The 16477-nt window shown below is 70.4% G+C and carries 13 protein-coding genes; 10 read left to right on the top strand and 3 right to left on the bottom strand.

Annotated elements, in window-relative coordinates:
• Positions 1-91: 91 nt before the first annotated feature.
• Positions 92-1192 (bottom strand): PAS domain-containing protein, encoded by a 1101-nt coding sequence (locus tag PGN25_02750; GenBank protein ID MEH3116543.1) that lies wholly within the window; start codon positions 1190-1192, stop codon positions 92-94.
• Positions 1193-1583: 391 nt separating this feature from the next.
• Between PGN25_02750 and PGN25_02745 the strand changes: the two genes are divergently transcribed.
• Complete coding sequence (locus PGN25_02745; GenBank protein MEH3116542.1) at positions 1584-2993, top strand: AmpG family muropeptide MFS transporter; 1410 nt, start codon at positions 1584-1586, stop codon at positions 2991-2993.
• The gene (locus tag PGN25_02740; GenBank protein ID MEH3116541.1) at positions 2990-3916 is read left to right on the top strand and encodes an EcsC family protein; all 927 of its coding nucleotides are present in this window, start codon (positions 2990-2992) and stop codon (positions 3914-3916) included. The genes PGN25_02745 and PGN25_02740 overlap by 4 nt, the downstream gene beginning before the upstream one ends.
• 225 nt (positions 3917-4141) lie before the next feature.
• Here PGN25_02740 and PGN25_02735 read toward each other — a convergent pair whose 3' ends face one another.
• Entirely contained in the window at positions 4142-5338 is a 1197-nt protein-coding gene (locus tag PGN25_02735) for a hypothetical protein (GenBank protein ID MEH3116540.1), read from the bottom strand.
• Between the two features lie 79 nt (positions 5339-5417).
• Between PGN25_02735 and PGN25_02730 the strand changes: the two genes are divergently transcribed.
• From PGN25_02730 to PGN25_02710, 5 genes are all read left to right on the top strand, one after another.
• Entirely contained in the window at positions 5418-6023 is a 606-nt protein-coding gene (locus PGN25_02730) for an NnrU family protein (GenBank protein MEH3116539.1), read from the top strand.
• Positions 6024-6370: 347 nt separating this feature from the next.
• Positions 6371-7681 (top strand): IS4 family transposase, encoded by a 1311-nt coding sequence (locus PGN25_02725; GenBank protein MEH3116538.1) that lies wholly within the window; start codon positions 6371-6373, stop codon positions 7679-7681.
• Between the two features lie 124 nt (positions 7682-7805).
• Positions 7806-8519 (top strand): tetratricopeptide repeat protein, encoded by a 714-nt coding sequence (locus PGN25_02720; GenBank protein MEH3116537.1) that lies wholly within the window; start codon positions 7806-7808, stop codon positions 8517-8519.
• 85 nt (positions 8520-8604) lie between these two features.
• Complete coding sequence (gene der, locus PGN25_02715) at positions 8605-9945, top strand: ribosome biogenesis GTPase Der (GenBank protein MEH3116536.1); 1341 nt, start codon at positions 8605-8607, stop codon at positions 9943-9945.
• Positions 9946-10107: 162 nt separating this feature from the next.
• Positions 10108-11634 carry a DUF2235 domain-containing protein gene (locus PGN25_02710; GenBank protein ID MEH3116535.1) on the top strand — a complete coding sequence of 509 codons (1527 nt, stop codon included), beginning with the start codon at positions 10108-10110 and terminating at the stop codon, positions 11632-11634.
• 171 nt (positions 11635-11805) lie between these two features.
• Here the strand turns inward: PGN25_02710 and PGN25_02705 are convergent, their stop codons facing one another.
• Positions 11806-12930 carry a carboxylate-amine ligase gene (locus PGN25_02705; protein MEH3116534.1) on the bottom strand — a complete coding sequence of 375 codons (1125 nt, stop codon included), beginning with the start codon at positions 12928-12930 and terminating at the stop codon, positions 11806-11808.
• A gap of 292 nt (positions 12931-13222) precedes the next feature.
• Here PGN25_02705 and mutM point away from each other — a divergent pair, with 292 nt between their 5' ends.
• From mutM to PGN25_02690, 3 genes are all read left to right on the top strand, one after another.
• Positions 13223-14122, top strand: coding sequence for a bifunctional DNA-formamidopyrimidine glycosylase/DNA-(apurinic or apyrimidinic site) lyase (gene mutM, locus PGN25_02700; protein MEH3116533.1), 900 nt, complete (start codon positions 13223-13225; stop codon positions 14120-14122).
• A gap of 224 nt (positions 14123-14346) precedes the next feature.
• Positions 14347-14565, top strand: coding sequence for a hypothetical protein (locus PGN25_02695; protein ID MEH3116532.1), 219 nt, complete (start codon positions 14347-14349; stop codon positions 14563-14565).
• Between the two features lie 825 nt (positions 14566-15390).
• Positions 15391-16374, top strand: coding sequence for a methyl-accepting chemotaxis protein (locus PGN25_02690; GenBank protein ID MEH3116531.1), 984 nt, complete (start codon positions 15391-15393; stop codon positions 16372-16374).
• Positions 16375-16477: the final 103 nt, after the last annotated feature.

Raw genomic sequence — 16477 nt, 5'->3', positions numbered from 1 at the left:
GCGATCCGGCGGCGCGACCTCTCCGGCTCCTGCGGAGCCCTGGATTGCTTGCGCCGAGCCTCGCAACGGCGAAAAGAGTCGGCGGCGCCCGTCACGGCGCGTCCGCCGCGGTCAGCGGAATGGTGATCGCGATCCGGGTGCCGGGGCCGGCATCCGCCCAGTCGATCCTCCCGCGCAGTTGGCGCACCACCATCTCCACCAGGGTCCGCCCGAAACCGGCGGGGTTGGGCTCGGCCGCCTCCATGCCGATCCCGTCGTCCTGGATCACGAGCTGCATGCTCGCCTCGCGACGGCGCGCCTCGATCACGACCCGACCGGAGCGCTCGCCGGGGAAGGCGTGATGCAAGGCGTTGGTGGCCAGTTCGTGGATCAGCAGCGCCAGCGGCGCGGCCATGGCGGCCGACAGCGCCAGCGCCTCGATCTCGGTCTCGATCCGGGTCCGGTCCTCGTCGAGCCCCGCGGCGAGGTCGGCGATCAGGTCGGCGGTGAATTCCTTGAAGTCGAAGCGGGAGACGTCGCCGGCCGAGTAGAGCATCCGGTGGGCGGTCGAGAGCGCGCCGATCCGGTCGGCCATGGCCTGGAGCGCGTCGCGGGCCTCGCCCTCGGGCGTGCGCCGGGCCTTCAGCAGCATCAGCGAGGAGATGACCTGGAGGTTGTTCTTGACCCGATGGTCGACCTCGTGGAGCAGGGCCGTCTTCTGCTCCAGGGCCGAGCGGAGATCGGCGGTGCGCTCGCCGACCTCGCGCTCCAGCGCGTCGTTGGCATCGCGCATCGCCAGTTCCAGGCGGTGCTTGTCGGTCATGTCGGCCTGGGCCGAGAAGAAGAACAGCACCTCGCCCGCATCGTCGCACACCGGGTTGATCGTCATGCCGTTCCAGAACGACGTGCCGTCCTTGCGGTAGTTGAGCACCTCGCCCTCGAAGGGCCGGCCGGCGGCCAGCGCCTCCCGCATCGTCCGCAGCACCGCCGCATCGGTGAGGGGGCCCTGCAGCAGGCGGCAATTGCGGCCGTAGAGTTCCTCGCGCGCGAAGCCCGTCAGCGCGAGGAAGGCACCGTTCGCCCAGACGATCGGATTGTCGGGGCGCCGGGGATCGGTGACGACCATCGGCGTCGGGCTCGCCTCGAAGGCCGCCGCGAAGACCTCGACCGTGACGCCCGAGGGCAGACTCGCTCCTGTGGGAAAACCCGTCATCTCTACGCCGACACAGGCGCGCCGCGGGAAGAAGCGGGGCGCGATCCGAAGTCACCCGACGCGCTCCGCAGCGCCCGGGCCCGCCACTCCAACGAGCCCGCCCCCTCACCGTTCCGTGCGGCGCGGCACGGAGCGCGCCGCGGACGCGACGGGCCATGGAGGCCTGCGCTTACGTTTCCGTCAACCGTGCATACCCCATAGAGGGGTCAGGATTCCGACGGCACGGCCCCGTCGCAAGGGGGCGACCGGGGCTGGCGGAGACAAATCCGCCATGTTTTCTACGGTTTCCGCGCCGAAGATGCGCGAGCGCCCGAGCAGCGCCTCGCGGCGCCCCGGTCCACGACACCCCGCACCCGCCGTCCGGGCCGGGGCCATGAGGGAGTTTTTCGCGATGGCGGCGGATGCAGCGGCATCGAAGGTGCAGCCGCGCAAGCTGCGCCTGCGCGACATCACCGAGGACCGGCGCGTCGCGCAGATGCTGGCGCTCGGCTTCTCCTCCGGCCTGCCGCTGCTGCTCGTGCTCGGCACCTTCACCCTGCGGCTCGCCGATTCCGGCATCGACATCAAGACGATCGGCCTGTTCAGCTACGTCGCGCTGCCCTACTCGCTGAAGTTCCTCTGGGCGCCCTCGATCGACCGGGTCGACGTGCCGTTCCTCGCCCGGCGTCTCGGGCGCAAGCGCGCCTGGATGGTGACGACGCAGATCGCCACCGCCCTGGCGCTGGTGCTGATGGCCTTCGCCGACCCGAAGGAGCAGCTCGCCCTGCTCGGGCTCGGCGCCTTCCTCGTCGCCTTCTGCGCCGCAACGCAGGACGTGGTGATCGACGGCTGGCGCATCGAGGCGGCCGGCACCGACCTGCAGGGCATCATGGCCGCCACCTCGAACCTCGGCTACCGCTTCGGCCTGATCCTGGCCGGCGCCGGCGCGCTCTACGTCGCCGCCTATGGCGGCTGGACGCTCGCCTATCTCGCGATGGCCGCGCTGATGGGGGTCGGCCTGATCGCGGCGCTGCTCGCCACGCCCTACGACCGGCCGCGGGAGGCGGCGGGCAAGCGCGACCTGCCGACCGCCGTGCGCCGGGCCGTGCTGGAGCCGCTGACCAACCTCCATGCCCGGATGGGCAACGCCCTGTTCGCGGTGCTCGCCCTGGTCGCGCTCTACCGGATGCCGGATTTCGTCTCCGGCGTGATGGCCAACCCGCTCTACATCACGCTCGGCTACGGCAAGGCGGAGATCGCCACCATCGTCAAGCTGTTCGGCATCTGGGTCGGCATCGCCGGCGGCTTCGCGGGCGGCTGGTCGATCGCCCGGCTCGGCCTGTTCCCGACGCTGGTGATCGGCGCCTTCATCGCCGCCGCCTCCCACCTCTCGCTCGCGTGGCTGGCGCTGGGCGCGCCCGAGCCGTGGCGGCTCGCCGTCGCGGTCTCGATCGAGAGCCTGTGCGGCTCCTTCGCCGGCATCGCGCTGATCGCCTACATGTCGAGCCTGACCACGCCGGGCTTCGCCGCCACGCAATACGCGCTGTTCTCCTCGCTCTACGCCCTGCCGGGCAAGCTCGTGGCCGGCACCTCCGGCTTCGTCGTCGCCGCCTACGGCTTCCCGACCTTCTTCGCGATGACCGCGGCGGTCGGCATTCCCGTGGTCGCCCTGTGCTTCGCCGTCGGCCGCATCCCGCAGCGCACGGCGCCGGCAGAGGCCGCGCCCGAAACCGCGCCGGGGAACTCAACCCGCCCCGTCGGTCTTGCCTCAGCCGAAGCCAGCCCCGAAATTTCGCCAAAAGCCGCGAGGGCGCAGACGTGAACGACCTTGCCGTTGCCGGAGAAACCCTGCCGGTCCCGATCGACCCGCCGGCCGCGCGGCCCCTGTCGGAAGCCGACCGCGCGGCCCTGAACCGGGCAGTGGCCGTGCTGGAGAAGCCGGGGCTCGCCGCGCGGCTCTCGGCGGCGGCCGGCGCGCCCCTCGACATGATCGGCCGGTCGCTTCCCGCGCCGGTCACGGAGACGGTGGCCAGCGCCGCGGAAGGGGCGATGCGCACGGCCCTGCGGGTGGCGCTGGCCACCCTGCCCGACAAGGACGTGAAGCCCGCCGGCACGGCGCTGGAACGCGTCGAGACGGAGGCCGGCGGGCGCCTGAGCCGGCTGCTCGGATCGAGCGAGACCCGCCACAAGGCGCTGGCCGCGGTGACCGGCGCGGTCGGCGGCGTGTTCGGCCTCGCGACGGTGGCGGTCGAGCTGCCGATCTCCACCACGCTCATGCTGCGCTCCATCGCCGCGATCGCCCGGGAGGAGGGCGAGGATCCGAGCGATCCCGAAAGCGCGCTCGCCTGCGTGCAGGTCTTCGCCCTCGGCGGACGGGGCGGTGCCGAGGCCGCGGTGGCCGACAGCGGCTACTTCGCGGTGCGCGCGGCGCTCGCCAAGACGATGTCGGAGGCCGCCCGCTACGCCGCCCACCGCTCGCTGCTCGATGCCGGCGCCCCGCCGCTGGTGCGGCTCACCGCGCAGATCGCCGCCCGCTTCGGCCTCGTCGTCTCGCAGAAGGTCGCGGCCCAGGCCGTGCCGGTGATCGGGGCGCTGGGCGGCGCGGCGGTCAACACCGCCTTCATGGACCATTTCCAATCCACCGCCCGCGCCCACTTCACCGTGCGGCGGCTGGAGCGCGCCTACGGCAGGGAGGCCGTGCGCGCGGCCTATCTGGAGGAGAAGGCGGCGCTCGGGATCGGGTGAGCGCCCCTCGCCTGCACGTCACCATGTGCCGAGACGTGACCGGCACGTCCCCTCGGTGGGAGAACGGCCGATCCCATCCTCCCCCTCATCCTGAGGTGCCTCCGCGCAGCGGAAGCCTCGAAGGGGGCTCCAGGGATCGCGCGGGATCTGGACGATCCTTCGAGGCCCGCTGGCGCGGGCACCTCAGGATGAGGGCGTGCGTGGGCCGCCCCTCACGCATCGGCGTCAAGGCCACACCTTGATCGCCGCCGGCCGGCGCACGAGGTCGCGGTCGGAGGTGATGGCGCAGCCCTCGGTGCGCAGGGTGGCGAAGGTGAGGAGCGCCCCCTCGCCGACATCGTCGAAATTGCGCCCCTTCGCGCCCGGGTCGAGCAGGGACGGGTAGGCGATCAGCCGCCCTTCGGCCTTGCACGGATCGTCGTAGAGCGTGGCGCCCGCGAGCAGCAGCCGCGGCACGTCCCAGGCCAGCAGGTCGCGCGAGGTGCTCCAGTAGAAGCCCGATTCCGGGAAGGCTCCGCCCGCGGCCGCCATGAACACCGCGATCCACGCGCCGGTGCCGCGGTGGCGCACCACCGCGCCGACGGGGGCGGGGAACGGCCCGACCGGCTTGCAGGTATCGGCGATCCTGACCGGCTTGCGGTAAGGGTCGGGGAAGGCCGCGGTGAAGCCGGTGCCGGTCCAGGCGCGCCAACTCGTCGGGTCCTCAGGCCGCTCGGTGCGGAACAGGCAGACACCCGCCTCCTGATCGCTGCCGGGCCGGTCCCAGCCGGTGGTCGAGGCGAGGAAGTAGCGGAAGCGCCCCTCGCCGAAGATGTTCGACGGGTTGAAGAAGCCCCGGTGCCGGCCCTGGCCCTCCTCCTGCCGGAACGGGGCGCCCGCCACCACGGCGGGCGGCGCCGCCCGGGTGAAGGTGAGCCCGCCGTCTCGGGAGAAGGCCGCCGTGACCGTGTTGTACCAGCACTCCCTGTAGACCTTGGAGCGGCAGCGTCCGGGATGCTCGTTGGCCTGGTACTCGTGGTGGATGAGGGCGGCGACGTGGGCCCCGTCCTCGGTCCAGGTGGCGGTGATCCACGAGCGGTCGTCGTAGAGCGCCGGATCGGACTTTTCGCCCGAATCGAGCACCACGCGGCAATCGAGCTTCAGGCTGTCGAGGTCGGGGCCGCGCAGGGCCCGGTTGCGGTAGTGCAGGCCGTAGAGGGCGATTCCGCCCGTCGCGTCGCGGAAGGCGCGGGCCGGGGCGTCGGGCACGTCGGCGCCGTCGCAGGCGTCGCGGGTCGCGGAGAACAGCGTCCGCTCCGGCCCGGTCAGGGTGAGGGCGGAAAGCGGCGGCTCCGAGGCGGCGCGGGCCGGCGGCACGGGGCCGCACGAGAGCGCGAGCGTCACGCCGAGGAGGCGGGCAAGGGGACGGGACGATCTGGACATCCCGCAAAGATTGCGTTTTGAACCGTTACAGGGAGCTTGTCCGCATCCGCCGGAGCGAGCGCCGTCCACAGGCTGCCCCATGCCGGTTCTCATCCTCGGACTCGTGCTGTTCCTCGGCACGCACGCCTTCTCCATGGCCCGGGCCAAGCGCGCCGAGGTGATCGGCCGGATCGGCGAGGGTCGGTTCAAGCTCGGCTACGCGCTTCTGTCCGCCCTCGGCCTCGTGCTCACCGTGTACGGCTACGGGCTCTACCGGCAGAACGGCATGATCCCGGTCTGGTCGCCGCCGCTCTGGACCCGGCATCTGGCGGTGCTGCTGACGCTGTTCGCCTTCGTCAGCCTCGCCGCGACCTACCTGCCGGGCCACCTCCGCACCCGGCTCAAGCACCCGATGCTGCTCGGCGTGAAGATCTGGGCGACCGCCCATCTCCTGGCCAACGGCGATCTCGGCTCGATCCTGCTGTTCGGCGCCTTCCTCGCCTGGGCGGTGGCCGCGCGCATCAGCGCCAAGCGCCGGACGCTGACGGCGGGGCCGGTGGCCCGGCAGCACGGCGGGCAGGCCGCCCCGGCCGGCTGGCGCAACGACGCCATCGCCGTCGTCGTCGGCGTCGTGGCGTGGTTCGTGTTCGGCAAGTATCTGCACCCGCTGCTGATCGGCGTCGCCGCCTGGCCGGGTCAGGCCTGAGAGCCTGTCTGACTGCAGTGATCCCATCTCGCCCCTCATCCTGAGGTGCCGCGTGAGCGGCCTCGAAGGGTGCTCCAGATCCCGCGCGATTCCTGGAGCACCCTTCGAGGCCTCCGCTGCGCTCCGGCACCTCAGGATGAGGGTTCAGGATGGGAGTAGGACCTTCCTCTCGCCTTGCCGTTGCCCGACGAAGACACGGCGGCCGGTCAAACAGGCTCTGAGGATTATGCCTTTTAAGGTTCGTTTATATTAACTATATCCTTGCAATGAGCGAAGCATTGCAAGGATCCGATCCAGTCTGGTCTGCCGTCATTGAACGGTTCGAGAACTATGCGCCGACGAGCCTGATGGCCCGCACGGCCTTGGAACACGCGCTGCCGGCCGGCTGGATCGACGAGGTGTTCGAGCAGCATCGCCAGCGGCAATACACGCGGGAGTTGCTGTTCTCCACTGTCGTCAGGCTGACGATGCTCGTCGCTCTCGGCCTGCGCTCGTCGTTGCACGCCGCTGCGCGCGAAGCCGAAGACCTGACCGTCTCGCTGCCCGCCCTCTACGACAAGGTCAACCGCACCGAGCCCGACCTGCTGCGCGCCCTCGTGCGCGGCAGCGCGACCCGACTGGCCCCGGTGATGACCGCGGCGGGCACCGGCCATCCGAGCCTGCCGGGCTACGCACTGCGCGTGCTGGACGGCAACCATCTGCCCGGCAGCGACAAGCGCCTGAAGCCTCTGCGCGCGCATCGCGGCGCCGCCCTGCCGGGGCAGACCCTGGTCGTCTACGATCCCGATACCGGCCTGGCCGTCGATCTGGTGGCGGCCGAAGATGCTTATGCCGACGAACGGGCGCTGGCCCGGGCCCTCCTGGACGCTGCCGCGCCCGGTCAGGTCTGGGTCGCCGATCGGCACTTCTGTGTCCGGACCTGGCTGCAGGGTCTGGTTGAGGCAGGCAGCCACTTCGTGGTGCGTCGGCACGGCAACCATCCCCGCCTGGGCGCGCAGGGGGATTGGCAGGCGTGCGGCTCCTGCGAGACCGGCACACTGTGTGAGCAGAGCATTACGCTGGAGGGGAGCGGCGATGCGTGGCGGCGCATCGCGCTGAGCTTGACGGCGCCAACGACGGAGGGAGACCGGACGATCTGGCTGTGGAGCAACCTGCCGGCGAGCGTCAGTGCGGCGCAGATCGCGCAGGTGTATCGGCGACGCTGGCGGATCGAGGGTCTGTTCCTGCAGATGGAACGGGTGCTGCACAGCGAGGCCGGTCGCCTGGGTCGTCCGCGGGCGGCCCTGCTGGGGTTTGCCGCTGCCGTTCTGGCCCACAACGTGCTGAGCCTGCTGAGCGCGTGCATCGAGCAGGTGCACGGGCCCGAGCCGCGGGTCTCGGTGTTCCACCTGAGCCGTCAGATCGGTGCCGGCTACGAGGGGCTGATGGTGGCGCTCGGACACGGCTCTGTGTTGACGGGCCAGGAGGATGCGGCGAGCGTCGCGGCCCGCTTGCTCGCCTTGGCGGAGCGGGTCGACCCAGGGCGGATTGCAACCAGCCCGCGTGGTCCCAAGCGCAAGGTCGACAAGCCCTATGTAGCGGCGGCTACGGCCCGAAAACACGTCGCCACCGCCAGGGTCCTCGAAAAGGCCAAGCTAATGGCTAAGAAAACACCTTAAAAGGCATGGCTCTGAGGATCCGCGCTCCGCAGTCGCCAAAGCGGGGGTGTTGTGCTAGGCGCGCCCGACACGACGACAGGCAAGGCGAGTGCGCCCTCCGCGAGGGGGCGCCCGGAAGTTTAAGATGGTCGAGAACAACGAGTTCATCCGCGAGGTCGACGAGGATTACCGCCGCGATCAGATCGCCAGGATCTGGAAGCGCTACAACGCGCTGATCATCACCCTGGCGATCCTCCTCGTGGCCGGCGTCGGCGGCTACAACTACTGGCGCCACGCCGAGCGCACCCGCGCCGAGGCCGCCTCCGAGCGCTACGATCTCGCCAACCGCCTCGCCAAGGACGGCAAGACGGAGGAGGCGGACCGCGACTTCGCCGCGATCCGGACCGGCGGTCCGGGGGGCTACGCCCTGCTCGCCCGCTTCCGCGTCGCCGCCGAGACCGCCAAGCGCGACGGCGCGGCGGGCGCGAAGGCCTACGACGGGCTTGCCGACGATCCCGGCATCGGCGATTCCCTGCGCGACCTCGCCCGCCTGCGCGCGGCGCTGCTGCGCCTCGACAGCGCCGATCCGAACGCGGCGCTGACCAGCCTCCAGGGACTCGCGACGCCGACCAACGCCTTCCGCCACACCGCCCGCGAGACGCTCGGCCTGACGGCGCTCAAGCGCGGCGACGTCGAGGGCGCCGGCCGCTGGTTCGACCAGATCGGCGCCGATGCCGAGACGCCGCAGGGCCTGCGCCAGCGCGTCGAGGTCTACGAGGCGCTGGTGGCCGGCGGGCCCGTCACGGTGACGGAGGCCGAGCCCGAGAACGCCGCCCCGCCGCCGCCGATCACCCGCTGACGGCACGGCCGGAACCGCCTATTCTCCAGACGGATATCGCGCGTCGGGCCTTCGGTCCGCGCGCCTGACGAGACTGTTGTTTCCCATGGATCTGCCGACCGTCGCGATCGTCGGACGCCCGAATGTCGGCAAGTCGACCCTGTTCAACCGGCTGGTCGGGCGCAAGCTCGCCCTGGTCGACGACCGTCCCGGCGTGACCCGCGACCGCCGCGAGGGCGACGGCTTCATCGGCGACGTCGCCTTCCGCGTCATCGACACCGCCGGCCTGGAGGAGGCGGACGCCGATTCGCTGCTCGGCCGGATGCGCGCGCAGACGGAAGCCGCCATCCTCGAAGCCGACGCGGTGCTGTTCGTGATCGACGCCCGCGCCGGGGTGCTGCCGGCCGACCGGCCCTTCGCCGAACTGGTGCGCCGCTCCGGCTGCCCCGTCATCCTCATCGCCAACAAGGCGGAGGGCGGCGCCGGGATGGCCGGCGCCTACGAGGCCTTCTCGCTGGGCCTGGGCGACCCGATCCCCTTCTCCGCCGAGCACGGCGAGGGCCTGGGCTCGCTCCAGGACGCGCTGCGCGAGGTCCTGCCCGAGCCCGACGAGGCGGACGAGGACGCGGAGGGCGGCAAGGGCCTGCGCGTCGCCATCGTCGGCCGGCCCAACGCCGGCAAGTCGACGCTCATCAACCGGATGATCGGCGAGGACCGCCTGCTGGTCGGTCCCGAGGCCGGCATCACCCGCGATTCGATCTCCCTCGACTGGGAATGGCGCGGGCGCCGGATCAAGCTGCACGACACCGCCGGCATGCGCCGCCGGGCGCGCATCGACGACAAGCTGGAAAAGCTCGCGGTCTCCGACGGGTTGCGCGCCGTGCGCTTCGCCGAGGTCGTGGTCGTGCTCCTCGACGCGACGATTCCGTTCGAGAAGCAGGATCTGACCATCGTCGACCTCGTCGAGGGCGAGGGGCGGTCGCTGGTGATCGGCCTCAACAAGTGGGATCTCGTCGCCGACCGGCCGGGGCTGCTCAAGAGCCTGCGCGAGGACTGCACCCGCCTGCTGCCGCAGGTGCGCGGCGTCTCCGTGGTGCCGCTCTCGGGGCTGGCCGGGGAGGGGATCGACCGGCTGATGCAGGCGGTGGCCGACGCCTCCGAGGTGTGGAGCCGGCGCGTCTCCACGGCGCGGATCAACGCGTGGCTCACCGACGCGCTCCAGCGCAACCCGCCGCCGGCCGTCTCGGGGCGGCGCATCAAGATCCGCTACGCCACCCAGGTGAAGAGCCGCCCGCCGCACTTCGCCCTGTTCGGCAACCAGCTCGACGCCCTGCCGAAATCCTACACCCGCTACCTCGTCAACGGCCTGCGCGAGGCCTTCGACCTGCCCGGCACGCCGATCCGGCTGTCCCTGCGCACGACGAAGAACCCGTTCGAGAAGGGGTGACGGCCCGGGCCGGGACGTTCGGTCGAGCCGTCCGCCCGCTCGTTTCAACAGCAATCGTCCTCTCCGGCCGGCCAGCACCGTTCCCGTCGGCGCGTTCGATTTCCCTTGCAACCTCAAGCTGCCGATAGCAGTATTCGGCCATCGCGCCGAAGGGGTGCAGCAATGATTCCGCGACCTCAGCGCCGTCTCGTTCTGTTCTTGGATGGAACCTGGAACGAGGACGAAGACGATCATCCGCCTACGAATATCGTGCGGATGCGCGAAATCCTGAAGATCGGCGTCGATGAGGCACTGACCGAGCACACTTCGTCCACGGACGACGCCATCGCTCCGAAGGCGACCGGATCGTTCATCGAGACGAACGGCCAGCTCATCGAATACATCGTCTATTACGACCGAGGCGTCGGCACGGGAGCAGGACTCGATGCCATCAGGGGCGGCGTCTTCGGAAGCGGGCTCAGCCGCAACATCCGGCAAGCCTATCGCTTCCTGAGCGAACACTATGCCGACGGCGACGAAATCTACGTCTTCGGTTTCTCGCGGGGCGCCTTCACGGCGCGGAGCCTGGTGGGCTACCTCTTCGCGGTCGGACTTCTGAAACCGCGTTCCTGCACGCCCGAGAACGAGCGCCGCGCCTGGCGCCACTATCGCCGGACACCGCAGGACCGCTACTGCGCCGAGTGGTTCGCCCTCGAACCGCACGTGTTCGACCGCGCGACGCTCCGCGTGACGTGCCTCGGCGTGTTCGACACCGTCGGCGCCCTCGGCGTCCCCCTGGACGGCTTCCGGCGCTGGAACGCGGAAAAATACGCGTTCCACAGCACCGAACTGTCCTCCATCGTCGATGTCAGCCTGCACGCCGTCGCCATCGACGAGCGCCGCCGCCCCTTCGAAGCCGCACTCTGGCAGAGACCGAAGTTCAAGCGCTATCCGCAGGCCAAGGTCGAGCAGGTCTGGTTTCCCGGCGCCCACGCCGATATCGGCGGCGGCTACGCCGACTGGACCCGCGACGGAGACATCCGGACGGGCCGTGAGGAACTCGCCCTCGCCTGGATGATCGCCCGGGTCAACGCGCTGACGCCGGGCCTGCACTTCGCCCCCTTCGAAGACGAGGGACGCCGGCCCCTGCGGCTCGACCTGCCCGCGGCCGTCGGGGCGCCGATCCACCGACCCTGGCGCGGCCTCACGCAGTTCCGGCGGGCGGCCCGCTGCATCAACCAGATTCCGCCGCTGCCCGCGAAGCGCACCAGATCCGTCGGGACGATGCCGCATGCCGATCCGATCGAAGAGGCGGTCCACGTCAGCGCGCTGCACCTTCTGAACCGCACGGACGGCATCCTCTTCGAAGGGGAGAACCGGCCGGCCCCCTACCGTCCCGTCAACCTCGTCGCCGCGCTGCCGGCCATCGCCGCGACCTATCGCGCGGCCGATCCGGCGATCTGGGCACTCTGGGAGCCCTTCGTGCGCAAGCTGCCGGACGAAACCGTCTCCGAGCCGGAACTCTGCATGGTCGATTGGAACGGGACGCGCATTCCCCGCAGCACGGCGACCGGCGATCCCGGCGGGCTCGCGGTGCTGAATCTCCTGCCGAAGGACCCGGCGAGCCTCGGCCTTGGCCGCAGGGCAGCCCCGACAGAGGGGGTGTCCACCCTTTCTCCCGTCTGCCGGTCCGGCGCCGCCGGACCTTGAGCCGGGCGATTCTCCGCTCGATCGCTTCCGTCTCTTTTGCCTCCGTCATCGCGAGGCTCGGCGCAAGCCATCCAGGGCGCCGCCATAACCGGAGAGGCCGCGCTGCCGGATCGCTTCGCCGACGCTCGCGATGACGGCGGTAGAACCCGAAGCGATCGACCGGAGACCGGATCAGCCCTCCCGCGTCGTCTCGGCGAGCCAGTCCACCACCGCGTTGAGGGCCTGTCGGTTGCTGGTGTCGCCGCCGCGGGTGGCTTCGAAAGCGGCGATCTGGCGCTCGGCGCTGGTGCCGTCCCGCAGGATCCGGCGGGCATCCGCCACCTCCGCCTCGCAGCCCAGCGCCTCGGCATCCTCGGCGATCAGCGAGAGCAGGGTGTCGAGGGCGGCGGCGAAGGAGAAAGCCTGCTCGGCGGATTCGTCGATCAGTTCGGCCTCCGTGCCGCTGCGCTGGGCCCGCCACAGGTTCTCGGCCGCGATCGCCCGCGAGACGCCGGTCAGGCCGGCGTTGATGTCCGGCCGGCGCTCGACCAGCCGCACGAGGCAGCGGAACAGGGCCGCGACCGCGAGGGCGTCGGAGAGCCGCGTGCAGGAATCGGCGATGCGCAGTTCGAGCGTCGGGAACTTGATCGAGGGGCGCAGGGACCACCACAGGAAGCTCGCATCCTGGATCGAGCCGGCATTGGTCATGATCCGAACGTAGCGCTCGTAGGAGGCCGCGTCGCCCATCAGGTCGGGCAGACCGGTGCGGGGCAGCTCGCCGAAGGCGCTGAGGCGGTAGGCGGACAGCCCCGTCGGTTTGCCCTGCCAGAACGGCGAGGAGGCCGAGAGGGCGAACAGCAGCGGCTGGAACGGCAGCAGCCGGTCCATCAGCGCCACGCGCCGGTCGGGGTCGGACACCTCGACATGGACGTGCATGCCGCAGATCAGGCTGCGCCGCCCGGCGAGCCCGACATCGCGCAGGATGCCGCGGTAGCGATCGCCCTTGGTCGGCAGTTGGCGCGCCCAATCGGCGATGGGGTGGGTGCCGGCGGCGAAGACGAGGAGCCCGTGCTCCCGCCCCAGCGCGGCCAGTTCCCGCCGCTGCCGCAGCAGCGCGTCGCGGGCGGCGGCAAACGCCGTCGCGGGCGGCGTGCAGACCTCGACCTGGCACTGGAGCAACTCGCGCCCGATCTCGGGCAGCCGCTCGCCGGCCGCTTGGTGGAACGGCTTGACCGAACGGCGCGGCGTGCCGCGGGTCTCGGCATCGGCGAGGAAGTATTCCTCCTCGATCCCGAACCGGTAGGGGTGGGCGTTCATCCCGTGCGTCTCCGAGAACCGGCCGGACCGCTCTCCGGCGCAGTGAACGCCGACCCGGCGAACAAGGGCGCGTCGAATGAATCCGGGCGGTGAGCAAGCCGTCAGCGCGGGCAAGGGTTCCCGGACGGCTTGGGCGTCATATCGGGCGTCATGCGCGAGGCCTTGCCCAGCCCCTTGCCCAGCCCCCGGCGCGACACCGTGGCCGCCCGTTGCCGGCCGGCGGGGCTCGCGCCGGGGCGGGGGAGGGCGCTACAGCGTTTCGCGTCAACCGCCGCTTCCGTTGCCGACGACCATGCCCGAACTGCCCGAAGTCGAGACCGTGCGCCGGGGGCTGGCCCCCGCGATGGTCGGTGCGCGCTTCACCCGCGTGACCTTGCGCCGGCCGAACCTGCGCTTCCCCTTCCCGGAGCGCTTCGCCGAGCGGCTGGAGGGCACCACCGTGCTCGATCTCGCGCGCCGGGCCAAATACCTCACGGCGCCCCTCGATTCCGGCGAGAGCCTGATCCTGCATCTCGGCATGAGTGGGCGCTTCGACGTGAAGCTGCCCGACGGCTCCAACCTCTCGCCGGGCGACTTCTACCTCGAAGGCAGCCTCGGCGTGCCCAGGCACGACCACGTGGTGATGGCGTTCGCGAACGGCGCCACCGTCACCTACAACGACACCCGCCGCTTCGGCTTCATGGACCTCGTGGCCACGCGCGGCCTCGAGACCTGCCGCCATTTTTCGGGGATGGGCGTCGAGCCGCTGTCCGACGCGCTCGATGCGGCGGTGCTGGCGCGCCTGTTTGCCGGAAGGATCACGCCCTTGAAGGCCGCCCTGCTCGACCAGCGCCTGATCGCGGGCCTCGGCAACATCTACGTCTGCGAGGCGCTGCATCGGTCGGGCCTGCACCCGGCCCTGCCGGCCGGCGCCCTGGCCAAGCCGGACGGGACACCGACGCCCAAGGCGAAGAAACTCGTCGGGGCGATCAAGGCGGTGCTGACCGAGGCGGTCGCCGCCGGGGGCTCGACCTTGCGCGACTACGCCCGGCCGGACGGCGAGCGCGGCGCCTTCCAGCACGGGTTCCGGGTCTACGACCGGGCGGGACATGCCTGCCCGACCAAGGGCTGCACGGGCCGGGTCGGCCGGATCGTCCAGGGCGGGCGCTCGACCTTCTTCTGCGAGACCTGCCAGGTCCTGCCGGCGCGCTGAGACCCGACATTCGAGATCCGCCGGTTTCATCCCCCTTATTTCTCGTTGAAATTCGCCGGCGATCCCCCGCTTTCCGGGCCTGCCGCTCTCGGAACGTTGAACGGGTCCGGGCCCTGCCGCGTTCTCAGCTTCGCCACAGGACGGCAGAGCCCGTTCCCGATCTCCGGCTCGAGGAGGGCCGCCCGCGGCTCCCTCCCGGAGGAACGAACCCCACGGAGGAACACATGCGCGCCATCAAGCTGCTTCCGGTTCTCGGCCTGCTCGCGCTCGGCCTCGCGGCCTGCAAGGACGAGAAGAAGGACACCACGGGCACGACGTCGCCGCCGGCCAACAGCACGACCACCGCGCCGCCCGCGACGCCTCCGGCCGCCGGCCAGACCACGGCCCCGACCAACTCGCCCGCCGCGCCGCCGGCCGCGAACAAGCCCGCCGGGCAGCCGTAAGTCCTTCGGATCGCGAAAGCGCGTCCGGCGGCCGGCCGGCGCGAGCGAAAACGAGAGAGGTCCGCCTTCCGGCGGGCCTCTTTTTTACGCGCGACGGAGCGTCGGCGCTTACCGCGCCTTCTTCACCGAGCCGGTGCCGCGGTCGGCGGCGAAGGCCTGCTTCAGCTCCTTGGCGGCCAGCGCCTGCGCACCGAAATCGACAGCCAGTTCACGCAGCGGCGGGCATCGGCCGATCCTGCGCAGCCCGTCGACGAACGTTCGGCCCCACCCTCGGCAAACCCGTCGCGAGGCATCGCTCAGCGCGCGCCGCGAGCCTTTCGATCACGCGCAGAACTCTCTCTGCGCGAGACAACATTTCGGTGAGAGCCTGTTTGACAGCGGTGATCCCATCTCGCCCCTCATCCTGAGGTGCCGGAGCGCAGCGGAGGCCTCGAAGGGTGCTCCAGGGATCGCGCGGGATCTGGAACACCCTTCGAGGCCGCTTCGCGGCACCTCAGGATGAGGGTGGGGATGGGAGTTATGGCTTTCCTCTTGCCTTGCCGTTGCCTGACGAAGACACGGCGGCCGGTCAAACAGACTCTGATCCATGCAAAATACTGATGAATCGGCGAAAATAGGACTGAAATCACAGTAATCGACCCATGTTCATTTACGATTGCACATTCACCTCGATCGATCGGCAGGTGAACAACATTTCATATGACTGTAGGCAATTTTAGAGGAAATTTAATCATTCCACACAATAACCGACTGAAGTGCAAAGGTAGGTCAAGCCAAAATCCGCGCAAGGCGCGTTCGATCGGGCAAGGATCAGAGGACACCGCCATGATACGTTTGTCTCGGTCGCAGGTTTCAGCGGTCGCAAAGCTGACCGCGCTCGAACAATCGTTGGCTGCCATCGAGTTCATGCCCGATGGAACGATCGTCACGGCGAATGCCAACTTCCTGGCCGTGATGGGGTACACGGCCGCCGAGATCGTCGGTCAGCACCACCGCCTGTTCGTCGATCCGAGCGAGGCGGGAACCGATGCCTATGCTCAGTTCTGGGCGTCCCTCGGCCGTGGGCAGCAGCAGAGCGCCGTTTTCCGGCGCATCGCCAAAGGCGGGCGCACGATCTGGGTACAGGGTCTCTACGCGCCGATCCTCGATCGGAGCGGCCGGGTCGAGCGTGTGCTGAAGCATGCCACCGACATCACCGTCCAGACGGATGCCAGGCTGTCGGCCACCGAAGCCAGCCGCCAGACGCTCGCGAACGTTCAGGCCGTGGCCGCGGCCGCGGAGGAGATGAGCACCTCCATCCTCGAAATCAGCGGCAACATGGCCCGCTCCAAGGAAGCGGTCGACGGCATCAGCGGCCGCGCCCGGGCCGCCGACCACTCGACCGGGCAACTGCGCGACTCGGCGCGGGCGATGGACAACGTCGTGCGCGTGATCTCGAAGATCGCGGATCAGATCAACCTGCTGGCCCTCAACGCGACGATCGAGGCCGCGCGGGCCGGAGCGGCCGGGAAGGGCTTCGCCGTGGTCGCGGCCGAGGTCAAGGCGCTGGCGGGTCAGACGACCGCCGCGACCATCGAGATCTCGAACCAGATCGCCGGCATGCAGGCCGTGTCGGACGAAGTCGCGGAGATGCTCGGCGCCATCGGCTCCAATGTCACGGAGGTCGAGGCCTACGTGACCGGGATCGCGAGCGCCATCGAGGAGCAGACCGCGGTCACGCGGGACATTTCCGTCAGCATGCAGGCGGCGGCCGAGGAGATCGCCAGCATCAGCGCCGGACTGGATCGCCTGGGCAGCAACGCGGCCTGAACCCGTCGGACCGTTCGGCGATGACGACGTCGCATCGCCGAACGGTCCGCGTCGCGGCGTGCTTCGAGGCTGCTGGCGCCGTGCCTCGATGAGGACCGTCAGG

It is taken from the genome of Methylorubrum populi (assembly GCA_036946625.1).
GTDB lineage: Bacteria > Pseudomonadota > Alphaproteobacteria > Rhizobiales > Beijerinckiaceae > Methylobacterium > Methylobacterium populi_C.
This window is presented reverse-complemented; position numbering and strand designations above follow the sequence as displayed.

Coding starts and splice junctions, on each gene's coding strand:
- PGN25_02695 (MEH3116532.1), top strand. CDS start 14,347: ATGCGCGCCATCAAGCTGCTTCCGGTTCTCGGCCTGCTCGCGCTCGGC.
- PGN25_02720 (MEH3116537.1), top strand. CDS start 7,806: ATGGTCGAGAACAACGAGTTCATCCGCGAGGTCGACGAGGATTACCGC.
- PGN25_02705 (MEH3116534.1), bottom strand. CDS start 12,930: ATGAACGCCCACCCCTACCGGTTCGGGATCGAGGAGGAATACTTCCTC.
- mutM (MEH3116533.1), top strand. CDS start 13,223: ATGCCCGAACTGCCCGAAGTCGAGACCGTGCGCCGGGGGCTGGCCCCC.
- PGN25_02735 (MEH3116540.1), bottom strand. CDS start 5,338: ATGTCCAGATCGTCCCGTCCCCTTGCCCGCCTCCTCGGCGTGACGCTC.
- PGN25_02750 (MEH3116543.1), bottom strand. CDS start 1,192: ATGACGGGTTTTCCCACAGGAGCGAGTCTGCCCTCGGGCGTCACGGTC.
- PGN25_02690 (MEH3116531.1), top strand. CDS start 15,391: ATGATACGTTTGTCTCGGTCGCAGGTTTCAGCGGTCGCAAAGCTGACC.
- der (MEH3116536.1), top strand. CDS start 8,605: ATGGATCTGCCGACCGTCGCGATCGTCGGACGCCCGAATGTCGGCAAG.
- PGN25_02745 (MEH3116542.1), top strand. CDS start 1,584: ATGGCGGCGGATGCAGCGGCATCGAAGGTGCAGCCGCGCAAGCTGCGC.
- PGN25_02725 (MEH3116538.1), top strand. CDS start 6,371: ATGGCCCGCACGGCCTTGGAACACGCGCTGCCGGCCGGCTGGATCGAC.
- PGN25_02730 (MEH3116539.1), top strand. CDS start 5,418: ATGCCGGTTCTCATCCTCGGACTCGTGCTGTTCCTCGGCACGCACGCC.
- PGN25_02710 (MEH3116535.1), top strand. CDS start 10,108: ATGATTCCGCGACCTCAGCGCCGTCTCGTTCTGTTCTTGGATGGAACC.